The organism is Parvibaculum sp. (assembly GCF_030694575.1).
GTDB lineage: Bacteria > Pseudomonadota > Alphaproteobacteria > Parvibaculales > Parvibaculaceae > Parvibaculum.
The window spans coordinates 1-24,920 of the sequence record NZ_JAUYUS010000100.1 but is presented as its reverse complement, the minus strand read 5'-3'; the positions used below and the strand labels follow the sequence as shown (position 1 = coordinate 24,920).

General features: G+C 62.7%; 36 protein-coding genes. 9 read left to right on the top strand and 27 right to left on the bottom strand.

Annotated features, from left to right (window positions below):
* Positions 1 to 98: 98 nt before the first annotated feature.
* The 17 genes from Q8S60_RS14080 to Q8S60_RS14000 all read right to left on the bottom strand — a co-directional run bounded on the left by Q8S60_RS14080 (position 99) and on the right by Q8S60_RS14000 (position 9,795).
* A complete protein-coding gene (locus Q8S60_RS14080; protein ID WP_305668653.1) occupies positions 99 to 992 on the bottom strand; it encodes a hypothetical protein in 894 nt (297 codons plus the stop codon).
* The gene (locus tag Q8S60_RS14075) at positions 985 to 2,430 is read right to left on the bottom strand and encodes a hypothetical protein (RefSeq protein ID WP_305668652.1); all 1,446 of its coding nucleotides are present in this window, start codon (positions 2,428 to 2,430) and stop codon (positions 985 to 987) included. The genes Q8S60_RS14080 and Q8S60_RS14075 overlap by 8 nt, the downstream gene beginning before the upstream one ends.
* Entirely contained in the window at positions 2,421 to 4,115 is a 1,695-nt protein-coding gene (terL, locus tag Q8S60_RS14070; RefSeq protein ID WP_305668651.1) for a phage terminase large subunit, read from the bottom strand. The genes Q8S60_RS14075 and terL overlap by 10 nt, the downstream gene beginning before the upstream one ends.
* Entirely contained in the window at positions 4,115 to 4,615 is a 501-nt protein-coding gene (locus Q8S60_RS14065; protein WP_305668650.1) for a DUF1804 family protein, read from the bottom strand. Before Q8S60_RS14065 ends, terL begins: the two co-directional genes overlap by 1 nt.
* 3 nt (positions 4,616 to 4,618) lie before the next feature.
* Positions 4,619 to 4,960: a hypothetical protein gene (locus tag Q8S60_RS14060; protein ID WP_305668649.1), complete on the bottom strand. Its 342-nt coding sequence runs from the start codon at positions 4,958 to 4,960 to the stop codon at positions 4,619 to 4,621.
* Entirely contained in the window at positions 4,957 to 5,340 is a 384-nt protein-coding gene (locus Q8S60_RS14055) for a DUF2730 family protein (protein ID WP_305668648.1), read from the bottom strand. Before Q8S60_RS14055 ends, Q8S60_RS14060 begins: the two co-directional genes overlap by 4 nt.
* On the bottom strand, positions 5,283 to 5,519 hold the full coding sequence (locus Q8S60_RS14050) for a TraR/DksA C4-type zinc finger protein (protein WP_305668647.1): 237 nt from the start codon (positions 5,517 to 5,519) through the stop codon (positions 5,283 to 5,285). Before Q8S60_RS14050 ends, Q8S60_RS14055 begins: the two co-directional genes overlap by 58 nt.
* Positions 5,520 to 5,672: 153 nt before the next feature.
* The gene (locus Q8S60_RS14045; protein ID WP_305668646.1) at positions 5,673 to 5,882 is read right to left on the bottom strand and encodes a hypothetical protein; all 210 of its coding nucleotides are present in this window, start codon (positions 5,880 to 5,882) and stop codon (positions 5,673 to 5,675) included.
* Entirely contained in the window at positions 5,882 to 6,358 is a 477-nt protein-coding gene (locus Q8S60_RS14040) for a hypothetical protein (protein ID WP_305668645.1), read from the bottom strand. Before Q8S60_RS14040 ends, Q8S60_RS14045 begins: the two co-directional genes overlap by 1 nt.
* Before the next feature lie 8 nt (positions 6,359 to 6,366).
* A complete protein-coding gene (locus tag Q8S60_RS14035; RefSeq protein ID WP_305668644.1) occupies positions 6,367 to 6,849 on the bottom strand; it encodes a hypothetical protein in 483 nt (160 codons plus the stop codon).
* Positions 6,850 to 6,881: 32 nt separating this feature from the next.
* Entirely contained in the window at positions 6,882 to 7,304 is a 423-nt protein-coding gene (locus Q8S60_RS14030; RefSeq protein WP_305668643.1) for a hypothetical protein, read from the bottom strand.
* Positions 7,291 to 7,938: a regulatory protein GemA gene (locus tag Q8S60_RS14025; RefSeq protein ID WP_305668642.1), complete on the bottom strand. Its 648-nt coding sequence runs from the start codon at positions 7,936 to 7,938 to the stop codon at positions 7,291 to 7,293. Before Q8S60_RS14025 ends, Q8S60_RS14030 begins: the two co-directional genes overlap by 14 nt.
* A complete protein-coding gene (locus Q8S60_RS14020; RefSeq protein WP_305668641.1) occupies positions 7,938 to 8,189 on the bottom strand; it encodes a hypothetical protein in 252 nt (83 codons plus the stop codon). The genes Q8S60_RS14025 and Q8S60_RS14020 overlap by 1 nt, the downstream gene beginning before the upstream one ends.
* On the bottom strand, positions 8,186 to 8,683 hold the full coding sequence (locus tag Q8S60_RS14015; RefSeq protein WP_305668640.1) for a hypothetical protein: 498 nt from the start codon (positions 8,681 to 8,683) through the stop codon (positions 8,186 to 8,188). Before Q8S60_RS14015 ends, Q8S60_RS14020 begins: the two co-directional genes overlap by 4 nt.
* Positions 8,684 to 8,694: 11 nt before the next feature.
* Positions 8,695 to 8,904 carry a hypothetical protein gene (locus Q8S60_RS14010; protein WP_305668639.1) on the bottom strand — a complete coding sequence of 70 codons (210 nt, stop codon included), beginning with the start codon at positions 8,902 to 8,904 and terminating at the stop codon, positions 8,695 to 8,697.
* Positions 8,897 to 9,088 (bottom strand): hypothetical protein, encoded by a 192-nt coding sequence (locus Q8S60_RS14005; protein WP_305668638.1) that lies wholly within the window; start codon positions 9,086 to 9,088, stop codon positions 8,897 to 8,899. The genes Q8S60_RS14010 and Q8S60_RS14005 overlap by 8 nt, the downstream gene beginning before the upstream one ends.
* Positions 9,085 to 9,795: a DUF3164 family protein gene (locus Q8S60_RS14000; RefSeq protein WP_305668637.1), complete on the bottom strand. Its 711-nt coding sequence runs from the start codon at positions 9,793 to 9,795 to the stop codon at positions 9,085 to 9,087. Before Q8S60_RS14000 ends, Q8S60_RS14005 begins: the two co-directional genes overlap by 4 nt.
* 35 nt (positions 9,796 to 9,830) lie before the next feature.
* Between Q8S60_RS14000 and Q8S60_RS13995 the strand changes: the two genes are divergently transcribed.
* Positions 9,831 to 9,992: a hypothetical protein gene (locus Q8S60_RS13995; RefSeq protein ID WP_305668636.1), complete on the top strand. Its 162-nt coding sequence runs from the start codon at positions 9,831 to 9,833 to the stop codon at positions 9,990 to 9,992.
* A gap of 25 nt (positions 9,993 to 10,017) precedes the next feature.
* Here Q8S60_RS13995 and Q8S60_RS13990 read toward each other — a convergent pair whose 3' ends face one another.
* The 9 genes from Q8S60_RS13990 to Q8S60_RS13950 all read right to left on the bottom strand — a co-directional run bounded on the left by Q8S60_RS13990 (position 10,018) and on the right by Q8S60_RS13950 (position 15,445).
* Positions 10,018 to 10,305: a hypothetical protein gene (locus tag Q8S60_RS13990; RefSeq protein WP_305668635.1), complete on the bottom strand. Its 288-nt coding sequence runs from the start codon at positions 10,303 to 10,305 to the stop codon at positions 10,018 to 10,020.
* Entirely contained in the window at positions 10,302 to 10,484 is a 183-nt protein-coding gene (locus tag Q8S60_RS13985; protein WP_305668634.1) for a hypothetical protein, read from the bottom strand. The genes Q8S60_RS13990 and Q8S60_RS13985 overlap by 4 nt, the downstream gene beginning before the upstream one ends.
* Entirely contained in the window at positions 10,481 to 10,708 is a 228-nt protein-coding gene (locus Q8S60_RS13980) for a hypothetical protein (protein ID WP_305668633.1), read from the bottom strand. The genes Q8S60_RS13985 and Q8S60_RS13980 overlap by 4 nt, the downstream gene beginning before the upstream one ends.
* Positions 10,705 to 11,094, bottom strand: a complete 390-nt coding sequence (locus Q8S60_RS13975; protein WP_305668632.1) for a transcriptional regulator — start codon at positions 11,092 to 11,094, stop codon at positions 10,705 to 10,707. The genes Q8S60_RS13980 and Q8S60_RS13975 overlap by 4 nt, the downstream gene beginning before the upstream one ends.
* Positions 11,091 to 11,723 carry a hypothetical protein gene (locus tag Q8S60_RS13970; RefSeq protein WP_305668631.1) on the bottom strand — a complete coding sequence of 211 codons (633 nt, stop codon included), beginning with the start codon at positions 11,721 to 11,723 and terminating at the stop codon, positions 11,091 to 11,093. Before Q8S60_RS13970 ends, Q8S60_RS13975 begins: the two co-directional genes overlap by 4 nt.
* On the bottom strand, positions 11,723 to 12,469 hold the full coding sequence (locus Q8S60_RS13965; protein ID WP_305668630.1) for an AAA family ATPase: 747 nt from the start codon (positions 12,467 to 12,469) through the stop codon (positions 11,723 to 11,725). Before Q8S60_RS13965 ends, Q8S60_RS13970 begins: the two co-directional genes overlap by 1 nt.
* A 69-nt stretch (positions 12,470 to 12,538) precedes the next feature.
* Positions 12,539 to 14,635 carry a Mu transposase C-terminal domain-containing protein gene (locus Q8S60_RS13960; protein WP_305668629.1) on the bottom strand — a complete coding sequence of 699 codons (2,097 nt, stop codon included), beginning with the start codon at positions 14,633 to 14,635 and terminating at the stop codon, positions 12,539 to 12,541.
* A complete protein-coding gene (locus tag Q8S60_RS13955) occupies positions 14,635 to 15,126 on the bottom strand; it encodes a hypothetical protein (RefSeq protein ID WP_305668628.1) in 492 nt (163 codons plus the stop codon). The genes Q8S60_RS13960 and Q8S60_RS13955 overlap by 1 nt, the downstream gene beginning before the upstream one ends.
* A 1-nt stretch (position 15,127) precedes the next feature.
* Positions 15,128 to 15,445, bottom strand: a complete 318-nt coding sequence (locus Q8S60_RS13950) for a helix-turn-helix domain-containing protein (RefSeq protein ID WP_305668627.1) — start codon at positions 15,443 to 15,445, stop codon at positions 15,128 to 15,130.
* A 180-nt stretch (positions 15,446 to 15,625) separates the two neighbouring features.
* Between Q8S60_RS13950 and Q8S60_RS13945 the strand changes: the two genes are divergently transcribed.
* From Q8S60_RS13945 to Q8S60_RS13910, 8 genes are all read left to right on the top strand, one after another.
* Positions 15,626 to 16,096 carry a helix-turn-helix domain-containing protein gene (locus Q8S60_RS13945; protein WP_305668626.1) on the top strand — a complete coding sequence of 157 codons (471 nt, stop codon included), beginning with the start codon at positions 15,626 to 15,628 and terminating at the stop codon, positions 16,094 to 16,096.
* A gap of 545 nt (positions 16,097 to 16,641) precedes the next feature.
* The gene (locus Q8S60_RS13940; RefSeq protein WP_305278157.1) at positions 16,642 to 17,400 is read left to right on the top strand and encodes a carbonic anhydrase; all 759 of its coding nucleotides are present in this window, start codon (positions 16,642 to 16,644) and stop codon (positions 17,398 to 17,400) included.
* A gap of 49 nt (positions 17,401 to 17,449) precedes the next feature.
* Positions 17,450 to 18,079, top strand: coding sequence for a trimeric intracellular cation channel family protein (locus Q8S60_RS13935; protein ID WP_305278156.1), 630 nt, complete (start codon positions 17,450 to 17,452; stop codon positions 18,077 to 18,079).
* A gap of 105 nt (positions 18,080 to 18,184) precedes the next feature.
* A complete protein-coding gene (locus tag Q8S60_RS13930) occupies positions 18,185 to 19,309 on the top strand; it encodes a mechanosensitive ion channel family protein (RefSeq protein ID WP_305278154.1) in 1,125 nt (374 codons plus the stop codon).
* Between the two features lie 343 nt (positions 19,310 to 19,652).
* Positions 19,653 to 20,462 (top strand): class I SAM-dependent methyltransferase, encoded by an 810-nt coding sequence (locus tag Q8S60_RS13925; protein ID WP_305278153.1) that lies wholly within the window; start codon positions 19,653 to 19,655, stop codon positions 20,460 to 20,462.
* Positions 20,449 to 21,288 (top strand): cyclopropane-fatty-acyl-phospholipid synthase family protein, encoded by an 840-nt coding sequence (locus Q8S60_RS13920; protein WP_305278152.1) that lies wholly within the window; start codon positions 20,449 to 20,451, stop codon positions 21,286 to 21,288. Before Q8S60_RS13925 ends, Q8S60_RS13920 begins: the two co-directional genes overlap by 14 nt.
* Before the next feature lie 238 nt (positions 21,289 to 21,526).
* The gene (locus Q8S60_RS13915; protein WP_305278151.1) at positions 21,527 to 22,237 is read left to right on the top strand and encodes a hypothetical protein; all 711 of its coding nucleotides are present in this window, start codon (positions 21,527 to 21,529) and stop codon (positions 22,235 to 22,237) included.
* A gap of 67 nt (positions 22,238 to 22,304) precedes the next feature.
* Complete coding sequence (locus tag Q8S60_RS13910; RefSeq protein WP_305278150.1) at positions 22,305 to 23,969, top strand: Na/Pi cotransporter family protein; 1,665 nt, start codon at positions 22,305 to 22,307, stop codon at positions 23,967 to 23,969.
* Positions 23,970 to 23,971: 2 nt separating this feature from the next.
* Here the strand turns inward: Q8S60_RS13910 and Q8S60_RS13905 are convergent, their stop codons facing one another.
* A complete protein-coding gene (locus tag Q8S60_RS13905; RefSeq protein WP_305278149.1) occupies positions 23,972 to 24,844 on the bottom strand; it encodes an alpha/beta fold hydrolase in 873 nt (290 codons plus the stop codon).
* Between the last annotated feature and the right edge of the window lie 76 nt (positions 24,845 to 24,920).

The window sequence follows — 24,920 nt, the reverse complement described above, 5'->3', positions numbered from 1 at the left end:
CGCGGTTGTTAATCGGGTTGTTAATCGCGCAGGAGAGGCGTTTGAGGTTTTTGGGTAGTCGGGGAGGGGTAAGGGCGTCCCGGCGCGCCTGAGGCAAATCAGAGGGCGTTCGCGATCATCCGCTTTTGCCGGTTGGCGGCGATCTCCTCAGGGGTGAACTCCTGACGGCCCGGCCGCATGACCTCCCAGCTCTTCATGAAGGGTATCGAGCTGCACCCGCAGTTGATCGTGTGCTTCGCTGGGCCGGCCGGATCGCGCGGGTGCATCAGCTTGGTTCCGTCGGGGAGGTCGAAGGGCTTGTCCACCTCTCTCACCTGACCGTCGATGAGGTCGTGTTCGATGCGGCTATGTGTCTTGCCGCTTCGCCGCCATTGCTTCCTGAGACCAGGCACGGCCGCCGCCGCCTGTTCCTGCCGCTCCTGGGCGGCGGTAGAGAAGGCGGTGCCGAGCTGATGGCGCGTGATCGTTGCCGCCCGATCGAGTCCGCCTGTCTGGAGCCTTCCCGCGATCTTCTGTGCCGCCTCGAAGGGCGTCTGCGTTCCGATGGCCGCTTGCGCCAGTTCGCTGTTGATGCTGTTCGCCAGCGTCACCGTCACGTCCTTGATGCGATCGGTCGTGAAGCGGCGCATGGCGAGAAGCCGGCGGTTGTCGATCGCGAAGAGATCGGCCGATATGTCGACGGCGGCCGAGGCGAGCGGTCCATCGACAAGCGCGACGCCCGCCGTCCATGTCGATGAGAGGCCCGATTGCAATACCGCGTTCGCACCTGCCTCCAGCTCCGCGAGGGCGCGGGCTACCGATTGCTGAAGCTGACCGAGCTGCCAGCGCCGGTAGTCAGTGGGCGCACCGGAGAGGATTTCGGCGATGTCCTTTTGAGCCTTGATGAGCTGTGCCCGGACTTCCTTGCCGGTGTCGGCCGTGAGACGGATGCCTTCGCGCAGCCGCGCCTCGCGGTCGGCCGCAAAACGCTTCGCGCGTTCGCGGTCATTCATCGCCCTTTACCTGCGGCTCGACCTCTACAGGCTGAGGCTGCGCGGGAAGCGGTTCCATCGGTGGTAGGGACGGAAGCGAGAACGCATCGCGCTCGCGCCGCTTCTCTGCTTCCGACTGGGCGATCTTCAGTTCTTCCACCGGATCGATTTCAAGACCGAGAAGCGAGGCTGTGAGTGCGATGAGCCGGACGCCCGTGTCTTCCGACATGACGCCGCCGGCGATCGCCTGTGTGACGGATACGACGACCTGCTGCAACGCCGACGCATACTTGGCGATGTCCTTCGCCGTGAGTTCGGGGAAGACGGCCGTCGGCTGCAAGGCGTCTTCATTCTCCATGCCGATGAGCCCGAGGGCGGCGAGGCGCTGGCGGATGACGTATTTGGCGACCTCTTCGAGAATGGCCTTCAGGAAGCGCTGCCGCTGCGCGAAGACCTTGTATGTGGGCTCGCCCATACTCGAAGCGGTTGCGAGGTTCACATCGCCGCCGCCGCCAAACCAATGTTCCGGAACGGTCGACCCGGAAAGGATGTGGTTCCGCGCGATGCGAGCGATGCCGTCGGCGTCGGCCGCCTTGAGGTCCGGCGTCAGAACTTCCCACTCTTCCGCATCATTGTGAACGCGCACCGAATTCGGGCCGGGCGGCTGGATCGTCTTCGCGCGGTCTTCAACCTCTTCCGGCGTGGCATTCTTGAGCGTCACATCCCAGACGACGCTTCGCTTCTGCACCGCGCCGTCGATCTCCCCGAAGACTAGCTCCTCATAGGCATCCGCCATGTCGAGCGACGAAAGAATGTCGCTCCGGCCCCGGCGGCCGTTCGAGAGATCGTTGACGCGCCAGAAGAAACATTCGCCGTCGTTCATCGCCTCGCGCATCTTGCATGCGCCGATGCCAAAGAGATCGTAATCGTCGCCATTGTAGATCACCCGGAAGAGCTTCTTCCTACCGTTCGACTGTGTGACGCGGACGCCGATCGGCACGGCGGCATTATCGGGATCGCAGATCACGCTTTCAATTTGCGACGGGTCGATCTTGCCCAGGCGGACATGCCCGGTCAGCTCGTTCACGAAGACCGGCCAGAGCTGTTCGCCGAAGAGCCCCAGTTCGCGCACATGCTTCTCAAGGTTCAGGTCCATCCTGTTGATGGGGTCCATCCAGAACTTGTCGAGCCAGACTTGGGCCTCCGTATCTCCGACCTGAAGCGTGACGCCCTCACCGAGAAGAAAGGCCGTCTTCAGCTCGATGAGCCGGTTGGCGATGTTGTTGCTTTCCCAGAGATGCGCGGCGAGCTTCTGCATCCTCGATTGCGTCATCGGAGCGAGGTCGCGGCCCTTATCCGCGCCGACGCGCCGCCAGCCGTCCTCTTCGGCCGACGCCCCGGCCGCTTCCTTCACCCTCGTCTTGGCGAAGAACCCCTTGAAGAAATCGCCTATTGCCATGATCGCCTCTCAAACATGCGGCGTCCGCCGTTGCGGCCGAACATGCCGCGCCGTTCACTTGATCGAATACTCTTGTCTTCCACGGTTGCGCCGGCCGAAGGCTTTCCGCCGATCGCGATAGACCAGAGCATTTCGAGCGCGTCGAGACCGTCGTCATGATCGACCATCGGGTAGTGCCGCATCTGGTCAATAAGGACTTGCTGGCGCGGGTGCAGTCGGATGAGGCCGTTGCCGACATGCGGCTGGATGCACTCGATGCGTAGCGCCTTGTCGGTCTGTGGGATGACGGGCACGGCGGGAACGGGCACGCCCAGCTTCGCGGATTCCGAGACGAGCTGAGTGCGAAAGAACTCCTGAAACTGCACGGCCTCGATCGCCCATCTGAGACAGCGATATTCCTCCTGGAAGGCGATGATGTCGGAGATGATGCGCGACGGCAGACGCCGCCGGATGCTCGCCTCTACGACATCGAGAACGCCGGTTTCGCGGTTCATGCCGCCGATCAGGACGGCCGACGGGTCGCGGCCCTTGTTGTTCTTGCCGAGCGACGGATCGCAGGCGCCGAAGAAGATCCAATTGGACAGCCGCTCGACCCAGAAAGTGACGGTGCCGAAAAGTGCATCCTCGCTCGAGATCGGATCGTTCTGCTGTTCCGCATCGAAGGCGGCAACGCCAATGCGAACGCGCAGCTCCATGAGCGAGTAGAGCGGACGAACTTCCGGCCAGCTCACTTCCGCGCCTTCCTCCATTTCGGCGCGGCGTGCCTGGAAGAACGCCTCCGCAACGTCGCGGCCTTCATTGCGGAGAATTTCCTCCCAGCGCTCCCAGAGGTCCATGCGATCCGGCCAGCGGCGAATGCTGGAGAGTTTGATCGACTTCCACATTGGATTACGGAGCTTGCGGGCAAGCACGCTGTCATAGTGCAGGATGGTGCCGATATAGAGCTGATCGAGCGAGCCATCGGCGGCGCCGACGTTGGCGACCGCCTTGTCCACCCAATCTTCCGTCTTGTCGCGCTGTTCCGGCCGCCTCACATTCTCGTCGTTCTCAATGTCGTCCAGGACAACGAGGTCCGGGCGGTGCGGGCCGTGGCGCATACCACGAAGGCGCTTGCCGTTGCCGAACGCCTGGAGCTTGACGCCGGAACGCGTGATCGCGACGCCCTCCTTCCAGACGCGGCCCTGCCCGCAGATTTCAGGGAAGTCGAGCTTGAGACGCGGGTTCGCCTCCAGCTCCACCTTGATCGCTTCCAGCATGGACGCCGCCTGATCGAAGGCGTCCATGAGAAGCAGGATGTAGAACTTCAGATTACGCACGATGCACCAAATCGGGAAGAGCTGGGAGCAATGCGTCGACTTCGCTTCGCCGCGCGGCGCGGCAATCACATCGTTCTGGCCGCGCGGGTCGGCGACGATCTCAGGAAGCCGCTTGAAGAGATACTGGTGAAGCGAAGAGGCGCTTTCCGATTTGATGTAGTGGGGAAAGTAGGTCCGCGCGAAGAACTCATAGCCGTCCCCCGCGAGCACCTTCGCGCGGCGTTCGGCAATCGCGGACGGGCTGTCGTCGAGACCGGTTACTTCCGCTTCGACCTTCTGCCGCAGCTCGGTTGCGACACCGGCGATGAGATCGCGGAATTCCTTCCTTGTGACCTTCTGGCTTTGCCAGCGAAGCCCGCGCTGTGCCATCAGCCATATTCCTTTGCCAGCTCGGCGGCGAAGGGCTCGATGACTTCGAGAAGAGAGCCGACGAGATCGGGCCGTTCGTCGCCGACATAGCCCGCGAAGCGCTGAAGTACGTCGGTCGCGACGGCGAGGCGTGAAAGCTCCGGCGAGGCCTTGCCGACGGCCGACATGGTTTTCGTGAAGGCATCTGCGAGGCGCGAGAGAACTTCCGCCTTTGCGAGCGGACCGATATTGTCGGCGCTCTTCACCGCATCCACCGTCGCCTGGTGAAGCGTCAGATAGTCTTCGAGCATGAGCTGTGCGACATTGCGAATACCGTCGCCCGAAAGGCGCGCGGCCGAGCGGGCGCGCTCCCAATCGTCGCCGTCGTTCTCCGCATCCGATTTCCAGCGCCGCGCGGTCGCATATCCGATGCCATGCTTTTCGGCTGCCGTTTCGAGCGGCAGCCGGTCATGCACATAGGAAGCTCTGACTTTTGCGCGGAGTTCGGGCGGATGCGCCATGCCTCAGCCCTTCAGCTTGTCGATGGCGAGCGTGGCAGCGGCGGTAAGGGCGCGAGAGGGCTTCTTGACGCCGGGATAGCTCCGCTTGCCTTCCGCGACGAGCACACCGCGCTCGGTCAGCGAGGCGCAAAGCGCGCCGCGACGGACTTCCGCGACGACGAGGTTTTGTTCATGCAGCCAGGAGATCGCGCCGCGCACCTGGTCGCGATCGGCCATGATCGCGACACCGTTCACGAGATCGACGAGAAGGCTTTCGTGGCCGGTCTGTTCCGGCAGGTCGAGAAGCGAGCGCAAGACCGCGATGCGGAGGTGCTGTGTCCATGCCTGGGCGGCGTCTTCCATCATTTCTGTCCTCTCGCAGCGTTGGCGAAGATTTCTTCGTGCCGCGTTACCGCATTTTCCACCCGCTCGACGAGCCTGCCGAGACCGCGCAACTCGGCATTCGTTTCCTTTACCCCGCCTGCGATGCCCGCCATCGCGACGTGAAGCTCTGTCAGGTCGCGGCGTGTCGGTAGCTGGCTGAGCGTGCTTTCCGTCTTGTCGAGACGGCGCTCGATTTCCGCCAACTCATCCTTCGATGCGAATTGCTTTCTCATGGACCAAAAGAACCACGCGATTAGGAGGTTGATGACAAAGCCGACGACCGGCCAATATTCGAGAAGCGCGCTCACCCTTTTCCCCGCAACTTTCTGTGACGTCTGATCGGCTCTTCGCAGAATGTGCATCGCCGCGCCGTCGGCACGGCCGCAAGGCGGGCGGCCGGAATCTCGTCATCGCAATCGACGCAGTAAACAGTTTCGCAAGGTGCGGCCATCGCCGGCAGCGGGAAGCGCTTCCGCGAGGCGATGATTGCATCGCGCTCTTCCGTCTCGCGCGCGGATGCCCGGTCGAAATCGTCGCTCACCGCGTCGTCTCCAGTTGATCGTGAAGCTTGTCGAGACGCGCCATCCATTCCCAGAGGGCCGGGAAGTCGTCGTCGCCAAGGCGCTCCAGCTCGGCTGCCACCTGCGGCCCTGCCACCGGCCAGGCGGGACACGCTTGAGGCGAAACCGGCGCGTCAGAGGTCGCCGTTGCGCATGCGCTCAAGCAGCTCATCGCGAGAAGCGTGAGGCCGAGCCGCAATGTCCGCTTGTTCATCGAGAATTTTCCGTTGCTCGGCCGACTGGCTTGCCGCCGCCTCGCTCTTGCCCGCCGCCCGCGCGGCAATTGGCCCGGCGAGAAGCCGGGCCAAGAAGGCGATGAGCGAGGCGGCGAGCTTCGCCCACATCAGGCGGATTTCTTCAGGAGCCGCGCTTCGAGCATTATCTCGATGTCTTCGGGCATCAGGTCGAAATGATCGAGGGCATCGGGAACGCGTTCGGTGAGATAGTTCACGGCATCGGCCAGAACCTTGTTCTTCGTCTCGATGTCGGGAATCTTCCCCGCCGCGTAGTCGGTCAGGTTGCGGCTTCCCCAGGCAAGCGCATTGTCGAGCGCCGCATCGAGATAGGTTCTCGTCTTCTCGTCCAGTTCGAGGCCAGCGCGCTCCGCCAGATAGTCGATGAGCGCATGAATGCCCTTGCGGATCGCGAGGCCGATTGCAGCCGCGATGGCGGCGATGACGAGAAGAGCGACGGGAGCGAGGTCGATGGTGTAGGTCGCCTCGTCGGCCGCGAGTGCCGGGAGGGCGAAGGCGACCGCGCTCGCGAAGACGAGCGAGACGGCGAGGAACAGAACAGACGCAAAGGATTTGAAGCGCGGCATGAAGCCTCCTAGAGGTTGGGCGCGACGAAACGATTGAAGTTGGCGATGAACTCCGCTTCGGTTCCTTTGCCGAGCGGCGTGTTGTAGACGCGCTTCCAGACATTCGCCTGACCGGCAATGTCGCCGGGTGCGGGAACGGCGGCGGGAGAGCGGTAGTAGACAAGGCGCGCAATCGCGGTGGCGAAGGCGAGGTTCGTCACGAGCTGGCCTTCAGGATCGGGCCAAGCCGCGCATAGCGACATGACGGCCTCGCGCGCGGCGGGCTTGAAGCGCAGGTAGTTTTCCTGAATGTCGCGATAGGTGGCGGGCTCGACCTGGTAGAGCCCGCGCGCGGGGCCTTTAAGCTGCACGAGGTGGCGGAAGTTGCTCTCTTGGGCGATGGTGCCGAGAAGAAGCTCAACCGCGCCGTCGCGCGCAAAGCCGGGAAGCTCGTCGCCCAGATAGAGCAACGTCGGTTGGATGACGTGATCGCGAAGGTGCCGAATGTTCATGGCAGCATGAAAGCCGCCTAATGCGCCGCTACCTAGTCGGAAGCGCTTCCGGTGTGATCCGTGTTGCGTGGCGAGCCGAACATATCGATCTGCCGTTCGTCAATGCCGCCGCGCTCATTGGCGCGGACCATGCGTACCCAGCGCTCCGTCACCGAGAACTTCCGGGCGACTTCACGTGCCGTGCCCTTGGCGCGCATGATGAGGCGCCGCTTGTGTCTGACGGATGCAAGGTTCGGCACGTCGAAGGAACCGGCGCCGAGATCGCGAATAAGCTTCTCGGTCGCTTCGATGCCAATCACCTGCGTCAGCCTGTTAGAGGGATCGGGTGTCGCCGGAATGTAGCAAGCGGTGCCGCCAAAGGCTTCGACGAGGCGGAGCGTCGCGGCAAGCCCGATGCTCCCCTTGACCTGAACAAGCGATGCAGGCCATCCCTGCGTTTCTTCAATCTCTGACATCGGCCCCAGCCCCCCGGATGGTTCGTATCTTCTCCCCAAGTTCCGCAATCAAAGCATCGGCCTTGACTGCGGAGAGCTTGTGTATGTCAACCCATGGGCACGAATCACCTGCTTGTTTGAGGATGCGACGTTGCGCCTCAATGACCCGTGCACGCGGGTTATGGCTAACGACACGCTTGCCCTGCCGGTACGGCGACCAATCCACGCCCGCATCCCGCGCTGCGCGTTCCTTCAGAGCCTCGATAAGGGCGAAGGCGTCGTCCCCGCGCACCCATTGGAGAGCGGCGAGGCCGAGTTCCTTTCCGCCCGTTACGCGCCGCGCGAAGCCCGCCAGCGCTTCTTCAGAGGGGTCCGGGATGACGCCGAGATGCCAGAGCGAGAGCCAGAGCGCACGTGCCTTGCGGATTTCCCGGCCGCCGGCGAGCGGCTTCGATTGCTTCGCCGGCTTGAAGCCGAGACGGCGGCATTCCTCCACAAGGCCCTTGAGTTGGGTGTCGTCCAGCACTTTCAGCGACCGGTCGCCGGTCACCCGCTCGAGAAGATCGCGCCAGGCATCGTCGTCCAGGCCGAGCTGCTTCTTGGCGATGTGGAGCTTCGCATAGAGCTTTTTGCGGAGGTCGGGGGCGGCTTGCATCAGATCCTCACGACGATTGAACGGGAGACGGTGAGCGACACGCCGGGCTCGCGCCTCCGCCACACAAAACGAAGCGTGACGGTGCGATCTGCGCGGAGATAGGGCCGCGACGACGGGACGAGGCTGTAACCGTCGTCGAGCAAGAGGTTGTGAAGCGCCGCAAGATCGGCGTTGGCGGTTGCGATCCGGGCCATGTCATGCGCGGTGAGCGCTTCGAGATACCGGCCCTTGCGGCGCTGGCGGCGGCTCATTTGTGCGCCTCCCGCTCCAGACGCTCTTCACGGGAGCGGAGAATGCGCGCGACGGAGCGCGCCATGCGCAGCTCCTCGGCCGACAAGGGCGATGTCTGACGCCGCATGTCGGCAAGCGTGCTCTCATAGAGGTTGAGACGCGCCGCCAGTTCGTCGCGGAAGCCCTCGTCGCGCGAGAGATCGACGATCATGTCGATGCAGGAGAGCACGGCCTGCGCTTCATAGAGGCGCATATCCACGAGGAGGGCACTCACGGCGGCAAAGAGGCGGTTGGTGTGCTCGCGCAGGACGAAGGCCGCATAAGGCTCCAGCTCGTTCGGTCCTTTTGCCTGGAGCGCTTTCGCTTCGCGCTTGGATGCGGCAAGATCGCGCATCGTCACGATGAACGCATCGCGGATTTCCCGCGTGGCCTCATCGACGGAAGCGAGTTGCGCCGCGTCCGTCGTGGCCGCGTTCTCGGCCTCCAGCAATGCGCTAATCTGCCGTTCGGACATTTCCGGTGTTCCTAGTCTTCGAGAAGCGCGGCGAAGGCCGCCCAGTTGAGCTGCCGGCAGGCGGCAATAAGGCCCAGCTCGACAAGCGTGTCGTCGAGATCGCCGGGCCGGATCGCATCGTCTTCCTGAAAGGCGCGGAGGGTCCGGACTGCCTTGCGCACGCGCTCGCCGGCGAGAGCGGCCTCGCGGAAGGGCGCGAGAAGGTCGGGGTTCTCAGCCATTTGTTTTGGACTCCGCCGCATCAATGAATATTGACTTCAACTTGCCGAGTTCACGGATTGCGGTGTCGTGGGCTTCGAGGTCGCGGTGCGACGGACGCCTAGCTCCATCGCGCATCGCGCGATGCCAATCGATGGCGGCTTGAATACCGCACGCGATACCCTCGCGAAGAACCCGCACGCTCATGCCGCCCACCCGAGATTGAGAACATCGGCAATCGCCTTCCAATCGGTGCGCTCGTCTCCCGCGAGCGGCACGGCCGCAATGTCGAGCGTGAGCGTGATCCAGCTCGCATTGGCATGCGGCCGGAAGCGGAAATGGAGGTAGGACTTGCTGCTGTCGACGCGGATCGCGGCGCGGAGCGCATCCTGCATGCGCTTCCATCGCGGGTCGTCATGCTCGGTCCGCAGCAACCGGAAAATCTGGTCGCGGGCGACCTGACCGGCCTTGCCGGTCTTGAAGGCGTCCTGGATAAGATCGCGGATGACGGGCGGTGCGCTCGCGCCCCACTCGATGAGGCATTCGTCGCAGATTTCCTTGGCGGTCTGGAGTTCCGGCCCGAAGCTCAGAATGTCCGACACGCGGATCATGACTTGCAGACGGCCGTCATAGCTCGAAAAGGTTGTGTTGCCCTTCGCGCCGCCGCGACGCTTCAAGCCGTACTTCTCCGCGAGAAGGTCTTGAAACGTGTCGATGTTCCCGAATGCGAGCGACTTGAACGCCGCAAGGATTTCGTAGACGCCAAGGGCGCGTGCGAAGAGGTCGCGGACAAGCTCGTCTTCGAGCCGGTGTTCCGGCTCTACGAGATCGATGGGCTTGAACCTGCCCTGGCCGTCCACCATGCAGACGTTGCCACCGACTTCGACGGTGGGGGGAAGAAGTTCTGGTTTCATTGATGAATGTTCCTTGTGCGAGAGGTGTTCTGTAGGTGGACACCGAGCGCGATGTAGTGGATGCGCTCGTATTCGGCTTTGCGGCGGCGAAGGGCGGCGGTGCGACGCTGCGCTTCGATCCGCTCCGCTCGTGCGGCGCGGATGTGGTGGGCGATGTCGCGAAGCGCGATGATTGCAACCGCCATGTAGTGGTCTAGCGCTTCGATCGCTGTCAGGAGGTAGTCACGCGGGCGTTGTGTCATGGCGACGCTCCAACAATCCGACCTCCTTGAGAATGCCCGCGAACGTATCCAGCGCTTGGCTCGCCGCGACCCGGCCATCCGGCGATACGTCGTCTGCTAGTCGGTCGATGGTGATGACGGCACGCGCGCCGTAGTCCAGCCGCAGCCGCATGTCGAGAACGGCACGGCATAGCGCGCGCACTTCCATGTTTGAAACGCCCGTCTCCTCGCGCACGCCTCCACCGAGAATGCGGCGTGCGACCGCAACAACGTCGACGAGATCGCTCATGCGCCGTCTCCGTCCATGCCGGCCTTTTTCAGATAGGCGTCGGCCTCGGTGAGGAAGCCGTTCACTTCGTCCGAATAGGAGGGAAGACGACCTTGGTTTGCTTCAACCCTCCGGATGTTGCGAAGAAGGTGATATGCCTTCTGCACTAGCTCCGGCGCGGTCGGGAGGTTATCGCTCATGCTCTTTTCCTTTCGTTGAGAAGCGAGACGATGCCGGGCGGAAGGTCGCCGTGGTTTACCCGTGCGGATGGTGGCACCTGCATGCCTTCGAGCTGGGCGACCTGATCGGCCAGCGCCGACATGACTTCGCCCCACGCTTCGAGGTACTTTTCGGACATGGTTCCCGCGCGAATACGGGAGGCCATTGCGCCGGTCGCATTCCTGATTTCCGATGCGATTGTCATTTCGGTTTGATCCTTGAGTTGACGCAGCCGTTCCGGCAGGCGCGGTAAAGCAGGACGCGGGTGGGGTTGTGAGAAGCCCAGGGCGCTTTCTGGTTTTCGTTGCAGCGATCGGCGGGGATTTCGCCGAGCAACGGGCAGGTGACGGATTGCTGAAGGAGCGTTCCGCGCACGGCCATTTCGACGGCCGAGAGCTTGCCGCGCGCCGTCGTCTCGCCGGTCTGCCCGTACTTGGCGGATAGGACGTGGTTGACGACGGTCTGCGAATAGCCGACGCGGGCGGCGGTCGCGCGCTGGCCGTGGGCATCGCATTCGCGGGCGAGCGCTTCCACCCATTCCGGCAGCTCGCCGCCCCACGCCTCGCGCGCCTTGTCGATGGAGGAAGTCATTCCGAAACCTCCTCCTGCCAGACGACTTCGCAGAGGTTTGGATCGAAGACCGTTTTCAGCCGCTGGATCATCGGCGCACGTGGGCCGGTGTTGCGCGACTTCACGAAGCGATAGGAGGCAAGGCGGTGCGCGTTGCCTTCCTGTACGACGACGAGATATCCCGCTGCCGAAAGATGTTTCAGATAGTCCTTCGCCGCCGCTTCCGTTACCGGCACCTCTTCGGTGCGCGACATGACGGCGAGGTCGCGGAGGGTGAAGTCGGGAAGCCGCTTCATCGTCCGCCACATCGCTTCCTGCGCGAGGCCCTGCGCGCAGGGTGTGCCGTCCCGCTTGAGACGCGGCGCTTCCACGCCGATATCCCGGACGAGGCGGAACACCTTCATCGGGATGGCGTTCTTGTGCTTGCTGCCGACGATACCGTTGGAAGCGGGCCTGACGCCCGCCTCCTCGACATAGCCGCCGCGACGGAGCGCGGTGAGATAGGAGCGGATCGTGTCGCGCTCCTGTTTCGTGTCGTGCCATAGATCGTTCAAAGAGAACTCGCGGCGCGCGCGGATGGCCTCCCAGACCGCCTGCCTGCCGGTCGCCTTGCCGCGCTTCATGGTGAGGTGAACGGGCTTGCGCGCCATTACTGCCTCCCGGCCGGCGGCTCGCCGGTGAAGAAGGCTTCGGCGGGAAAGTCGGCGAGCGTCATTCGCGGCTTGCCGAGCGTGGATGCCTTCTCGCGGATGCGGTCGAGATTGACGCAGACGCGGCGCACGCTTCCGCGCGCCTTCACATGGGCCTCGCTCATGAGGTCGTCGGCAAGCTCGATGCCGGGGCAGTAGACCTTGGAGAGGTGGCGGGTGTCGGAATGCGAGGCGGGCTGTGCCTGTATCCAGTCGAGCATGCGGCCGTGCACGCGCTCCCAGCGCTTCAGGGCGTTCGGCAGGTTCTCTTCGCCGATGAGGATCACCGTCGCCTGGGAAGCCTCGTAGATATCGCGGATGACCTCGATCAGGCTTTTCTTCACGAGGTAGTCCGCCTCATCGACGAGAAGCGGGCGCTGCGAGCGCGCGAGCTGATCGCCAATCTGATCGACCATGCCGGCAACCGTGGTCGCGGGCTGCGTGACACCCATTTCTTGCAGGATCGAAAGGCAGAGGTTCTTGCGCGTCCAGACGCTCCGCACCTCGACATGATAGGCGCGGAAGCGATTGGCGGCATACATCGCCGCATTGCTTTTTCCGTAGCCGGACGGCCCGCTGAAGGTCGCCATGCCGGGAAGATTGGGCGCCCGGTTCTGCACGCGTTCCACGAGTTCGGCAAGCAACGTCACGTTGCGAAGCGGCGCGATGGTCGGTGCGGTATTGACGGCGGTAGTCGATTTTGTCATTCTTCTGGCCTCACTTGTTGATGGCTTAGGGCGTTGTCCGTTTCCGGCGGGCAGCGCCTTTCTTCTTCCTCACGCTTCCAGCGCGTCCGCGCCGAAATCCTCATAGATGTGACGTGTCGCCCGGTACTCGGGCTGGGTGCTGTAGACGCTGTGCCAGCGTTCGTCCTCCGCGCTCACCTTCTCGCCCGCCTCCATCCGGGCTTCGATGTCGAGCGCGCGAAGGAAGCGTGTGCGGCGGGTTTCGAGCTGATGAACGATCGGGTCCGGCTCGGCTGGTATCGGGTGAAGGAGTTCCGCCTCGATCTCGCGTTGCCGCGCTTCGAGCGCCGGCGAGAATTCCTGTTCGGCGGAAAGCTCGATGAGGGCCGGGCCGAGTTCGGCGCGCACGTCCTCGATATGCTTGGTCAGCAATTTCTCGCGCCCGGCCGCGCGGCGCTGGCGCGCATACTCGACTTTCGAGGCGGGCTGTTCGGGAACGACGTTCGCGTCGCGCCTGGCAATCGCGATCAGGCGGCCCTCTTCCAGCGTGCGAACCCACGCCCTCGAACCGTCGTGAATGTCGTAGCCGACGCGGACCTTCTCTCCGCCGAAGGGCACAAGCTCTTGCGCGTAATAGGTTCCCCAGGGGAGGCGGACCTCACCGCGCTGCGTCGTGCGGATTTCGTAGGGCCGCCAGAGATCGGTCATCGCTTCCGGCGTCAGTGTGTCCGGCTGCCATCCGTTCGCGCGATGCTCTTCCAGCGCCTCGGCGGGCGATTGATGACGGAGCTTCCCCGTCTCTTCGTCGCGAATGCGCTTGAGGCTGCGGTGCGGGCGGTTGTTGTAGGCTTCGACTTCCGCCGTGCAGAAATCGAGGAAGTCTTGCCAGCCGATCAGGAAGCGGCTCGCGCCGTGTTCCTTGAGGTCTTTCGTGATGAGCTTCACGACCTTGCGGCGGGCCTCGCCGTCCATGTCCCGGCCGGAATAGCTCGGCAGCTTCCGCGCCGCGCGCTTCCAGAGCGAGGATTGCAGGCGCTCGATCTTGCCGCGCGACTGGGCGCGGCCGGGGAGCGAGTTGTCCGGCGTGGCGCCGAGGCGAGACAGGAAGCCGGTCACATCGGCCGTCATCGCCTGGGCGACGAAGCCGGAGCCGTTGTCGGTGTAGAAGAGCGCGAAGAGGCCGAGCGATGAAACGCCATGACGGATCGAGTCCATGACGACATGCGAGCTTTCCGCGAGGCCCGTGCTCCAGCCGAAGACGTAGCGGGTCGTGACATCCTGCAATGCGCAGACTTCCGGCCGGAACGGCTTGCCGTGAACGGGATGCGCAACATCGGCCTTGAAGCTGTGGCCGTCGGCCGTCACGACATCGAGCGGTTGCAGCCCTCCCGTCGAGCGGCGCTTGAAGCCCTTGAATTTCAGGAGCCCGTTCGGGCCGTGACGGCCGCGCTCGCGATCGACGACGGAGACGCGGGCGAGGAAGCGGCGGGCGGCATGATAGTCGGGGCAGAGAATGCCTTCCGGGAGCGCGGCGGGAAGGTCTTCCATGACAGCCGCGAGGCTGCGCTTTGTGGGCGTGTTGTAGAGCTTGAGGAGGGTGGCGCCCCATGCCGGCGGCGCGGTGGGTGCCGGGGCGGCGGGCGTCAATGCGTCGACACCGCCCGCGCCGTGAAGGCTGCGCCAGCGCTTGATTGTCCGTATCGAGAGCGCCCGCTTGCCATCTTTGCCCGTCCGCGCATTGGCGGCGGCAACCAGTTCTTGCAGGTCGGGGCGCAACTGACCTTCGGCGGCGAGCTGCACGACTTCCTCGATCGCGGCTTCGACGCCCACGAAACAGGCCAGCCGCTCGACTTCGAGGAGGATCGCGGCGCGTGCTTCGGCGCAACGGAGCTGCCAATCGGCGAGCGGAGCGGCGGGCGCGGCCAGCTCGATAGCGCGGGAAGGTTTCGCGGGCACCGGAAGATCGTCTGTCGTCTTGGTCACGGCCTTCAGGAGCGAACGTCGCGCACCTTCGGGCAGCGATTTCAAAAGCGATTGGACGCAGTATTCGCTACCGCCACCACGATCTGTGCGCATCCGGTTTTGCCACCGCTCCCGCGTGGCTGCCTTGCGAATGCCAAACGCGGTCGCCGGGAGGCCCGGAAGGCGGAGATCGGCGAGCTGCGATGCGGTTAGCCAGCTCTTCATTACTGCCCCCGCGCTTCGGCTTCGCGTTCGGCCCAGTCGAGCGCCTGTTGCGGAAGGTTCTTCTTCGCGGCGGCGATGCGCGCGCTGATCGCGCGTTGCTGGAGTTCGAGCGTCACGAGTTCGGCGACGGCGGTCGCCTCGCCGGGCAGCGCCTTGAAGCCGCAGGCTTCGGCAATGAGCGTCACGAGCCGCGTATCGCCCGTCGCCTTCACGAGTGCCGGCAGCGCTTCGAGCGGAAACCGCCAGTCGTCGGCCGAGGGCGCGGCATAGCGGTCGAGCATGTTCTTGGTCATGTCGCGGCCCGTGAGGCGCGACATGTCGGAGGCGACGGCGAAGCGGTCGCGGCCCTGCGCCTTGGCGAAGGCCAGCGCATCGGAGACGGCCTCGCGAATCGCGGTAGAAAGTGCCGCGCCTTCGAGGATCGTGTCTGGCCGGTCGAAGAAGCCCGGCTGATTGGGAGAGGGAGCGTGCGGCGATGGGCGGCGCGCCATGTCAGCGGGCCCCGGCGAAATGGACATTGTGCGCGGGGGCCGGGCTGATACGATTGCGCGGCTTCGTCTGGTTGATCCGCTCGCCGGCCTTGTTGAAACGTTCAGCGAAGAGCTGCCGCGCGGTCAGGTCGAGGCGCCGGGCAATCGCTTCTTCCAGGTAGCTGGATGGATTGAGAAGAGCATTGGCGACCGCGTTCGCCGAAACACCTTCGTCGCGGGCGATCGCCGTTAGCGTGATCCCGCGAATCTTGAGCTGATAGATGATCCACGCCCGCCGAACGGCGGGTTCTTTTGGGATGTCTTCAGTTCGTATTTGCATAAGGGCCTCGATTGGTTAATGACGATGATAGTACCTAAAAGTGACCTTTCTTCAAGGCGAAAAAGTCACTATCAGGCCCTTAACCAAGACGGGCGTCTGAGGCATTACGAATTTTCAAGCTTTTTCAAATGGTTAAGGCGCTAGGGGCGGGAACGAAATATGGAGGAAAGTGACCCTAAAGTGCCCGGATTGGACAGGACGGGCTTCGCTGAGCGCCTGAAAGTGGCGATGAAATCGTCCGGCAAATCGACCAAGACGCTCGCCGAGGAAATCGGCACTTCGGAGTCCGGTGTAAAAAAGTGGCGGTCGGGCGCGGCGGACCCTGGCTTCGGGCTCCTGGCACACGCGGCGGCGGTAATGGGGGTGTCGCTCGACTGGCTTGCTGACGGAAAAGGCGAAATGCTCTCGGCGTTTCCGCCGATCCATGTGAACCCGAGCAAGGCCGCTATCGACCCCAAGAGGCTTGCCCTCGTCATCGCAGCCGTCGAGGCGCTGTTCGAAGAGCTCGGCGGCAAGGCACCGCCTTCAGAGCGAAGCGAACTGGCGGCGCAGCTCTATGAAGAGGTGTGGGACATGGACACCGACGACGAGGTTCGGGGCGGGCTGGCGGTGGCGATTGGGCGCGAACGGAAGAGGCTTCGGGGATGGTGATTTCAGTTGCTACTTGCGCCGCAACGAGAATTTGCGCATCGCTCAATTTTTCCTTTTAGTGTCAATGGGTTAGTATAACCAGCAACTTGAATGGTGTGGCTGTGCACTAGTTGCGGGATGTGCCTCTGAAAGTCGGACCGCGTTTTTGGCGGTGCGGTGGCGAGTGCGACGAAGGAAGGGCGAGGCTTTCTGCGGCTTTCCGAGTGCTCACGATACGCGCGCAGGGTGATCGTTCCCGCTCGGTCCCGTGCCAAAACGAGTGCACAAATTGATCGCTTCCGCTCATTCGCGCTCATTCCGTGCCAAAGCGCGCGCCGATGTTCCTGCTTGTCGATGGCCTCCTAAGTGCCGATACTCACAACACTTTCCGCCGCGCCCGGTGTTTTCGGTTCCTCGATAGCCCGTGCCAAAGCGATCACCTCCCCACAATCTCAAGGTGTAGCTCCTTCCGGCGCTCGACCTGCCGGGCGGTTTATATGACATGATAAACGTCACATCGTTGATCGGCGTCAGGATGAGGCCGGTCAATAAACGGGGGGATGCCCATGAGATGGCGAGGGTATACGTTCGCGAGCGTGTTTGTGGCTTGCGTCATCTCCATGCTGGCGCTGGCGGCCGGGGACGAGCACAGGGATGGGCATCCCGAGTGGGATTATGGCCGCGATCTGGGACCGGAGCACTGGGCGGAGATCGATCCCGCTTTCGCGACATGCGGCACCGGGCAACGGCAGTCGCCAATCGATATTTCCGGGGAAGCCTCTTCAGACGCGCCGCCGGTTTCATTTGCCTACCGGGCGGGTCCGGCGAGCGTCGTCAATCTCGGCCATACAGTGCAGGTGAATGTTGCGCCCGGCAATTCGCTCGAGTTCGGCGGCGAGAGCTACGAACTGGTTCAGTTTCATTTCCATACGCCAAGCGAAAACACATTCGAGGGCGCACATCATCCGCTGGAAATTCATTTCGTTCATCGGGATGGGGCGGGGCGGCTGGCCGTGGTTTCCGTAATGGTTCGGGCGGGCGGCGCCGGCCCTCTGGACCTGTTGCCGATGCCCGGGGAGGTGGGCGGGACAGTGGCGCTGGATGCACCGCTCAATCCCTTCGACATGCTGCCGGACGATACCGGTTATCTGACTTTCGAGGGGTCGCTCACGACGCCGCCCTGCAGCGAGGGTGTGCATTGGATCGTCATGCGATCTCACGCGGTGGCGGGGGATGAGGCAATAGCGCATATCGCGGCGCTGATCGGGCCAAACAACCGTCCGACGCATCCACTGAACGGGCGCCTGCTGCAGGCAGGCGAGTAGTCGGCGGTGCGGCTGGCTATTGCGACGCCGGGCAATTAAGTTCGGCGGCATGATCCATCTCGATCTTCTGATGTCCCTGCAGCTTATCGGCATCGCGGCTTTCGCGGTGTCGGGAGCGCTTGTCGCGGGCGAACGCCAGATGGACTGGTTCGGTGCGATCGTACTCGGCGTCATCGTGGCCGTGGGCGGGGGGACGCTCCGGGATGTGCTGCTGGACGTGCCCGTCTTCTGGATCGACGCGCCCTGGTACATCGTGCTGGCGGGGGCGGCGGCGCTTGCCACCATACCGCTTGCGCGCTGGAGCCAGAGGGTACGGCGACCCATTTCCATTGCCGACGCGGTGGGGCTTGCGGTCTTCGTGGTTCTGGGTACGCAGAAGGCGCTCGATGCCGGGACACCGGGTTTCGTCGCGATCCTGATGGGTCTGATTACCGGAATATTCGGCGGCATCATCCGCGATGTGCTGGCGAACCGCTCGCCCATTATCCTGCGGAAGGAAATTTATGCGCTGGCGGCGCTGACCGGTGCGACGCTTTATGTGCTCGGACAGTATCTGGAGGTGCCATCGATGCTCAACCTCTGGTGCTCGATGGCGGTCATTCTCATCATCCGCCTGCTGGCAATCGCACGCAACTGGTCCATTCCCACGTTTCGCATCGAACCGGGCGACCAGGAGTAGGCTTCGCTCTCCGACCGCGGTGCATTTTTCCCCGATCGTGCTTGTTCCCGGAGCCGGGCGATCTAGTTCCATCGGCAGCTTTCGTGTCATCAACGAGAAGCCGCCTTGTCCGATCGCCAGTTTGCCCTTTTTTACGAGATGTTCGGCTGGATGCCGGCGTGGAGCGCGACGGCGCTGCTGTTGGCCATGGCGATCGTCATTGCCGTTGTCGTGCATACGATTGCAGTGAGAGTGCTGCTTGCTACATTCTCGCGACGCGCGGTCTATGTGCAGACGCTGCTCCGACGCACGCGACTGCTGACGCGGGTGGTCGTCATCTTCATCGTCTGCTCGGTCGTGGTTCAGGCAGCGCCGCTCTCCGACAGCGGCCTTTCCTTGCTGAGCGCCATTCTGGGAGCGTGTCTTGTCGTCATCCTCGGCTGGACCGTGCTGATGGCGACGCATATTGCCGCCGACGTCTATCTGGCACGTTTCCGGATCGATGTGGCCGACAATCTCATGGCCCGGAAGCATGTGACGCAAATCCGCATCCTGCGGCGCGCCGCGGACACGCTGATCGTCATGCTCACCTTGGGTGCGGTGCTGATGTCGTTCGAATCCGTGAGGCAATATGGTGTCAGCATCTTTGCGTCCGCAGGGGCCGCCGGCCTGGTGCTCGGATTTGCGGCGCGGCCGGTGCTTGAGAACCTCATTGCCGGTATTCAGATTGCCGTTACACAGCCGATCCGCATCGACGATGCCGTGGTGGTGGAAGGCGAGTGGGGCTGGATCGAGGAGATTACCGGCACCTATGTCGTCATCCGCATCTGGGACTGGCGGCGGCTGATCGTGCCGCTTTCCTACTTCATCCAGAACCCGTTCACGAACTGGACGCGAGAGAGCGCCTCGATCATCGGCACGGTCTTTCTGCATGCGGACTACAAACTGCCGGTGGACGAATTACGCGGCTATCTGACAGAGGTGGCGAAGTCGTCGCCGCTGTGGGACGGAAAGGTGGTCAATCTTCAGGTAACGGATGCGACCAACCGAACGATTGAAATACGCGCGCTTGTCAGTGCCGCAACGTCGCCGCAAGCGTGGGATCTGAGGTGCCATGTACGGGAGAAGCTGATCGCTTATCTTCGGGAACATCATCCCGACTCGCTGCCGCAGATACGCAGTCTGGCGCTGGACGATGATGGCGGGCGCCGCGATAAATCAACCGGCGGCGCCATTATCGACGACGCCTGACAAAAAACTCATATGCGACAGCGTTTTCTGGAACTTTTTTCCTCACGCGGTTGATCCCGGCAGTGTGGTTTGTTAGCGTGCAGTCGCTGAGCGGGCATAATCCGTGCTGCATCGAGAATGCAGTGCCGTTCCCAGTCGCGTCCTGTGACTTCAGTCACCTTGTCGTATGTTTTTGTCGACGCTTATGGACACGGCCCGTTTTCGTGCGTGTGCACGGCTGACCTTTGCGGGCTTTCGAAACCGAATTCATAGGCTACCGGCGGGATCGGCCGGAGCCGTTTGTTCATTTTGGCGGCAGCGGAGACGCATGCGCGGTCGCCGCCATTTCCGGAGGAATGTCGTCATGAAACAACTCAAGAGGGAACAGGAGTTTGGAGAGGACCCGCTGGCCAGGCGCGAGACGGACAATTACCAGAACGAATATGTCGAGTCGTTTGTCGAGAAGTGGGACGATCTCATCGACTGGGACAGCCGTGCGGAAAGTGAAGGGCATTTCTTCATCGACATCCTGAAGGAGCGTGGCAAGCACAAGATCCTCGATGTTGCGACGGGAACGGGATTCAATTCCGTGCAGCTTCTAAAGGCAGGCTTCGATGTGACGAGTGTCGACGGAAGTGCGGAGATGCTGTCCCGCGCCTTTGCGAACGGCCGCGAGCACGGCTTCGTCATGCAGACCGTTCACGCCGACTGGCGCTGGCTCAACAAGGACGTGCATGGAAAGTTCGACGCCATCATATGTCTGGGCAATTCGTTTACGCATCTGTTCGAGGAAAAGGATCGCCGCCGTGCGCTCGCTGAATTCTATGCAGCGCTGAAACATGACGGCATCCTCATACTCGATCAGCGCAACTACGACGCCATCCTGGATCACGGATTCAGCTCCAAGCACAAATATTACTATTGCGGCGACAAGGTTACGGCCGAACCGGAACATGTGGACGAGACGCTTGCACGGTTCTGTTACACGTTCCCGGACCAGAGCGTTTATCACCTCAACATGTTTCCTCTGCGCAAGGACTACATGCGGCGTCTCATGCATGAAATAGGTTTTCAGAAAGTCTCCACCTATGGCGACTTCCAGGAAACCTACAAGGAAGCCGACGCCGATTTTTTCATTCACGTCGCGGAGAAGACCTATCATGACGACCGGTAAGTCGAAAGCAGTCGCCCAGGCCGAAGCCTATTACGATAGCCCCGACGCGGATTCTTTCTACTTCACGATATGGGGAGGCGAGGACATCCATATCGGGATGTACAAGGACGACAGCGAACCGATCGTTACGGCGAGCCATCGGAATGACGAGACGCTGGCATCGATGCTGCGAGGCGTAGACCAGACGACGAAGGTGCTGGATATTGGCGCGGGCTACGGGGGTGCGGCACGGCATCTCGCGCGAACGCGCGGCTGCCACGTCACCTGCCTGAATATCAGCGAGACGCAGAACAGGCTCAACCGCGAATTGAACGATAAGGCGGGGCTCGCCGGCAAGGTCGATGTCGTCTACGGCGACTTCGAGAATATTCCGGCTGAAGATGCGAGCATGGATGTGGTGTGGTCGCAGGACGCAATCCTGCATAGCGGCAATCGCCGTCGCGTGCTCGACGAGGTCAAGCGGGTGCTGAGGCCGGGTGGCCAGTTCATTTTCACCGATCCAATGCAGGCGGACGATTGTCCGGAAGGCGTGTTGCAGCCCATTCTGGACCGCATTCATCTCGAAACGCTCGGCAGTTTCGGCTTCTACGATGCGGAGCTCGGCAAGCGGGGCTTCGAGAAGGTCGAGGTGAAGGTGCTGACGCACCAGCTGCGCCGCCACTACTGGCGCGTGGGTGAGGAGTTGAAGGCAAAATACGAGCGCCTGTCCAAAGGCGCGAGCACGGATTATCTCGACAATATGATCAAGGGCCTGGGTCACTGGGTGGACGGCGCGGATAAGGGCTATCTCGCCTGGGGCGTCATGCATTACCGCTTGGCAAAGTGACGCGGCGGGCATAAGTTTCCTTCGCCCGGCGCTGTGCCGGGCGAAGAGGATCGAGATGACTATTTCGCATGTCACGAACGGCGCATGGTGGACCACCTGAAGGGTGGCCCCGTTCCGTCGTCTGACGACCAAACCGGAAAAGGCCGCCCCTCATGGAGGCGGCCTTTTCGTTTGCGGGTTTCCCATCGAAAGGCGCCTTCCCCGGGGCGGCTTCCATGCGCGTGGAGGCGCGAGGAAGATGAGGAAATTCGAAGCCGTCCCGGAAAGGGAGTTCGATCTCGGCGGCGTCGTGCCGTGGGGCCGCCGCCTTCGCGAGTATGAGGCGTTCTTCGGGCTCAAGGAACTGGCGGGTCTGTCGCCGGTACTGGATGCAGGCGGAGGGCCGTCGTCCTTCGCGGCGGAGGCAGCCGCTGCCGGTATTCGGGTGGTTGCGACCGATCCGATCTACCGGTTTTCGGGCGACGACATCCGGGCGCGCTTCGAGGAGACGGCGGTTGCCATGCGAACGGGCATGCACCGCGCCGCTTATCGCTTCAGGTGGGACTATTACGGATCGGAGGAGGCCGTGCATCGGTTGAGGCGCGAAGCGCTCGAGCTTTTCCTTGCTGATTTCGAGGTGGGGAAAAAGGACGGCCGATATGTAACGGCCGCCTTACCGGGGCTGCCGTTTCCGGACAACGCCTTCCGGCTGGCGTTGTCGTCGCACCTGCTGTTTCTCTATGGCGACGATCTCGACTTTGCATTTCATCTGGCCGCAATGCGCGAGCTTTTGCGCGTGGCCGGGGAGGTGCGCGTCTTTCCACTCGTCAATCTGGACGGGCGGCCGTCGAGCCATCTGCCCGGCATCATGAAGGCTCTTGCGGAGGAGGGCGCTCGGCCTGAACTTGTGGATGTACCGTTTGAATTCCAGATGGGGGCGAAACGGATGCTGAAAGTATCGAGGGGATAGTGAGGATCGCTTTTCCTTTTCGCGCGAACCTTGCGATATTGCTCGCGGCAGGAAGAAGAGGGGTCGTATGAGCATTGAAAGCGTGACGGGCCTTGTCGGCGGGCTTGGCCTTTTCCTCGTCGGCATGTGGCTGATGACGGAAGGCTTGAAAGTCGCGGCCGGGCCCTCGCTGAAAACGCTGCTCGAACGCTGGACCAATACGCGGCTTCGGGGGCTCGCCTCCGGCTTCGCCCTTACCGCACTGGTACAATCATCGAGTGCGGTGACGGTGGCGGCTATCGGCTTCGTCAATGCCGGTGTGCTAACGCTCCGGCAGGCGGTGTGGGTGATCTTCGGCAGCAATGTCGGGACCACGATGACCGGGTGGATCGTTGCCACCATCGGCTTCAATGTGAATATCGAATTCCTGGCCCTGCCGATGATCGGCGCGGGGATGATCGTGCGGCTGACTGCGCCCGGTACGGCGCGCGGTGCGCTGGGCGAGGCGGTGACAGGTTTCGGGCTGTTCTTTCTCGGCGTGGCGGTGCTGAAAGATACGTTCGGGGGTATTGCGGCAGGACTCCCGGTCGATGCGCTGGCCGGTGGCTTCTTCCAGGATTTCCTTTTTGTATTGGCGGGATTTTCCATCACGGCGCTGGCGCAGTCGTCCAGCGCGTCCATCGTCGTTGCGCTGTCGGCGGTGTCGGGTGGGCTGATCGGTATCGAGACCGGCGCGGCCATGGTGATAGGCGCCAATCTGGGTACGACGGTGACCGGGCTGCTCGCCGTTCTCAACGCCACGTCCAATGCCAAACGAGTGGCGGCGGGTCATCTGATTTTCAATCTCGCGACGGGCGTTATCGCGCTTCTCATCCTGCCGGGGTTCGTTGCCGTCTTTGCATGGATTTCAGCGAACGGGTTTGAGCTCGAGCCGGCGGCTACTCTGGCGCTGTTCCATACGCTCTTCAACGTGTTCGGGGTGATCCTGTTTTGGGGCCTGACGGACCGTCTGATCGCGAGGCTTGAAACATTCTTCGTGTCGGAAGAAGAAAATGAGGCGCGGCCGCGACATCTGGATCGGACGCTGCGCAATATGCCATCGCTGGCGGTGCCAAGTCTGTTGCTGGAGCTGCAGCGTCTTGGCGCGATCGTGACGGAGGCGGGAGCAAATTATCTGCGAAACCCTGCAGCGCAAGCCGTATATGTGCGGCGCCGGTTCGCTGTCGCGTCGCGGCTGGCGGAAACGATACGGGAATATGCGGCGACCATGTCCGAGGCGCGCCTGCCCGCCGGCTTGCCCGATTCTCTCGCGCACAGCCTGCGCGCCCTGCAGCACTACAATGGCGTGGTTCACGAGTTGCAGTCGCTGATGGTCTATGCAGCGGCGGAAGGGCGAATGCCCGACGGTGCGCGTCATGCCATGGTGCAATTCCGGGGTGATGTGGCGGCGTTTCTGGCCAATCCGCAGATTCACGCCGAACACACCGATGTGGAATGGTTGGCGGCGGCGGGGAACCAGTTCGAGGGGCAATATCAGGAGATGAAACAGATCGTGTTGTCGGCCGCATCGCGCGGCGATTTCGTTCATCTCGCTTATCTCGACGATGCGATGCGCGAGGCGGACCTCATTCGTCGTGTTGCTCACCATGCGGTCAGGGGCGCCCTGCGGCTGCAGGCGGCGCAGGACATTGTCGCGGCGCCGGCCGGGCAGGCACAAGAAGAGGCTGCAGAAGAAGTGAAATCGAACGAGTAAACCTAAGCGATGCCGGTCGCGAGGAAGTCGTCGATGGCGGCGAGAACTTCGGGCTCGTCGAGGAACGGGGCGTGGCCGCGATCCTTCGCGACAACTGTTTTCATGGCAGGATGCTCCTCCGCCATGCGCGCCACGATCTCCGCCGTCAGAAGATCAGAATACTCGCCGCGCACGACCAGCACCGGCATGTGGGCGAGCGCCTTGAACTGAGGCCACAAGGTGGGGATTTCACCTTTTGCCGCTTCCATGCCCTTGCGCATGGCCGTTCCGATTTTCGGATCGTAGTCCAGTTTCGGTGCGCCGTTCTCTTCGGCAAACGTGCGGCGCGAGAAAGCACGCCAGTCTTCGCTGGAGAGGTTGGGGAATTCGCGTTCGTTCATCATGCGAAGCTTTACCGCTGCTTCGTCCCATGTGGCCGGCGTTTCCATGACGCCCACATAGCCCGCGATGCGCTGGATGCCTCTCGGATCGAGTTCCGGCCCGACATCGTTCAGGATTGCGGCCTTGATGACGTTCGGCCGGAAGGCCGCGAGCGCCATGACGATGAGCCCTCCACGCGAGGTACCAATGAAAATTGCCTGCGCCACGCCGGCCGCACCCATAAGGTCGAGTGTGTCCATCATCTCGTGAGCGGGCGTATAGTCGGACCAGTTCTCGCAATAACCGGAACGGCCCCGGCCGCGAAGATCGGGACAGATGACGCGGTGTGCAGCGGAGAGATGAACGGCCAGCGATTCGAAGTCCTTCGAATTACGGGTCAGACCGGGGAGGCAGATGATTGGCGTGCCGGGTGAGGTGCGCTCTCCGTAGTCGCGGGCGAAAAGCCTGAGGCCATCCTGGCTGGTGTAAAAAAGCTCACGGTAGGGAAGCGCCATGACGATCTCCGGGCAGCATGTGACGGGGGATCATGGCCGGGCAATGCGGCGGCAGCAAGACAGCGGTCAGCGGACG